The sequence below is a fragment of the Streptococcus intestinihominis genome, assembly GCF_046824975.1.
GTDB lineage: Bacteria > Bacillota > Bacilli > Lactobacillales > Streptococcaceae > Streptococcus.
Map to the genome: position 1 here is coordinate 1 of NZ_JBKQBL010000014.1, position 2,461 is coordinate 2,461.

Below are 2,461 nucleotides of genomic sequence, written 5' to 3' on the forward strand. Positions count from 1 at the left end.
AGCAATAGATTGAGCAAAGTTGATTTTCCACTCCCTGACATTCCTACAATTGCAATTTTTTCCCCTTTTTGAATCTTCAAAGATAAATGATTAAAAACCTTTTCTTCAGTATTAGGATAAGAAAAATCTATATTTGAAAAAGAAATATCATCATCGAAATATTCTTTCATTTTACCAGTTTGAAGTTCGATTACATCTTTTACCTCAAATGCATCTAGTGTTGCCTGACCTTCACGGAATTTACTCATTCCCATACCAACTTCATTTAGTGGCATTACTACAAAATTGACCAGTTGAACAATAGCTGTTACACTTCCAATTGTGGTATAGCCATTAAAAACAAGATACATTCCTCCACCAAAGGCTACTAAAAAAACAATCATCCCCGAAAGCTGCGAAATAACATTTGCTAAGACATCAAATTTTCCTTTCATAAAATATATCTCATCCAATTTTTCGCTTTCATTTCTGTAATCTTGACGGATAGCCTCTTTCACATTAAAACTTTTTATAACTAGAAACCCTGCTAAAATATCTTTAACCTTAGCTAAATACTTCTGATCGGCAATCATGGCACTCTTTTGAAGATAAGCTGATTTTTGTCCAATGAATCCAGAAATCATCATTGGAATAATGCTAGCAATGATAACCAATAAGGTCAAATACCAATTACCTATAAACATAGCTAGGAGCGAAAAAATCATTAAGGAAAGGTTTTTTGAAATATTAAAATACTGGTGTAGATAATCTTGCTCAATTTTCTTCATATTTTCGGTTAATACAGAAATAAATTTCCCTGATTTTTCTTTAGAAAAGTCTCTATAATCCCTATCTAAAATAGATTGGAACACCTTATTTTTGTATCTTGACATGATTTGCCTAACAAGTCTATTTTTCAATCGAAGAGATATAAAGTTGAGCCCTGCATATATGAAAATAACACTAGCTCCTACTAGTACCGCTTGAGTTAAGGCATCTTCATTTTGGGACATACCACTATCAATAATACCTTTAATAGAATAAGCAAAAGCAATATTAGTTAAAGGGACCAGTATATTAAATATCATGAAAGCATAAAAAGCCTTCTGATGATTCTTTATCAATTGTTTCATCCTTAATCTACCTCATAATTCTTAATTTCATTTAGAAAATGAGACATAAAATATTCTTCTAAGTTAATATTCTCTCTCCTAATCTCTTTCATAGAGACTTGTTCTACAATTTCTCCATTTTTGATAAAACCAATTTTATCTGCTATCTGTGAAATTTCCGATAATATATGACTCGATATTAGTATTGTAATTCCATGCTCCTTAGAAAGCGACAACAAAAGATTTCGAATTTCTTGAATTCCTATTGGATCTAAACCATTGATTGGCTCATCTAAAATTAACAATTTAGGTTTTGTTAGAAAGGCACGAGCTAAACCAAGCCTTTGCCTCATTCCTAACGAAAAATCTTTTACTTTTTTAGTCGTATTCTTTAATCCGACCATTCTTAAGGCTCTTATTATATCTGATTCAATAATATTTTTCCCCATATACTGAGCGTGAATTTCCAAAATTTCTTTTGCAGTGTAATTATCATAAAAAATTGGTGATTCAATAATACTTCCAATCTGACTTAGGATTTCTTCTCTGTGTTCTTGTAGATTTTTCCCAAAAATTTCAATACTACCTGATGTAATTGTTGATAAGGATAACATACATTTCATTAACGTTGTTTTTCCAGCACCATTCGGTCCTAAAAAACCATAGATTTCTCCTTCAGCAATTTGAAGGTTGATACCACTTAAAATTTCTTCTTTATCAATTGTTTTAAAAACTTCTTTTATTTCAACAATATTTCTCATTTCTATCTCTCTTTCTATATCCAGTTTTAAATGCAAGAATTTTTCTCCCAGAGCATAAATACTAATTTATACAGTCTCTTTTTTTATAGAAATCATCAAGGAATTATAACTTTCCTTCGATTAAACTCAACTATGCTACTTGATACTAATATCTTGTCTTGAAATAGTATAAATTGAAAACGAAGTAATCATTAAACTTATGAAACTTGCAAATATCAAAAAGAATAAGTTATCAGCAATATTATTAGATAAACTTCCTGGACTTACATTTGAAAGTAATGCTGCTAAACCAAGTCCTGAAAGCATTGTTATAGCTGTTGAATGTTTAATCATACCTAAAACAAATGGTAGTAACCCTATTAGTACTGTTGCAAACGTTATTCCAGCTAAGTTAATTAATTGACTAGCTAGAGGGATATAACTAGATTCAGTTACAACAGCCATGAATCTAATGAATAATTGAATCACTAAATGTGCAGAAAAATGGGCAATAAATGATATTAGGATGACTAAAAGAATTTTTCCCCATAGTAACTTTATTTTAGAAATAGGGTAAGAAAACAACTGAAAAATTGTTCTTCGTTTAAATTCATCAATAATAATCGTAGA

The 2,461-nt window shown here is 30.0% G+C and carries 2 protein-coding genes and 1 pseudogene; all 3 read right to left on the reverse strand.

Annotated elements, in window-relative coordinates; genetic code table 11:
• Window positions 1-1,112, reverse strand: a 1,112-nt coding sequence (locus ACLOR3_RS10610; protein WP_411401005.1) for an ABC transporter transmembrane domain-containing protein, incomplete at its 3' end; no start/stop codon positions are given.
• Between the two features lie 2 nt (window positions 1,113-1,114).
• Window positions 1,115-1,852, reverse strand: coding sequence for an ABC transporter ATP-binding protein (locus ACLOR3_RS10615; protein WP_223325703.1), 738 nt, complete (start codon window positions 1,850-1,852; stop codon window positions 1,115-1,117).
• A 135-nt stretch (window positions 1,853-1,987) separates the two neighbouring features.
• Window positions 1,988-2,461 (reverse strand): annotated as a pseudogene (locus tag ACLOR3_RS10620) (ABC transporter permease); the annotation flags it as partial.

Coding starts and splice junctions, on each gene's coding strand:
- ACLOR3_RS10615 (WP_223325703.1), bottom strand. CDS start 1,852: ATGAGAAATATTGTTGAAATAAAAGAAGTTTTTAAAACAATTGATAAA.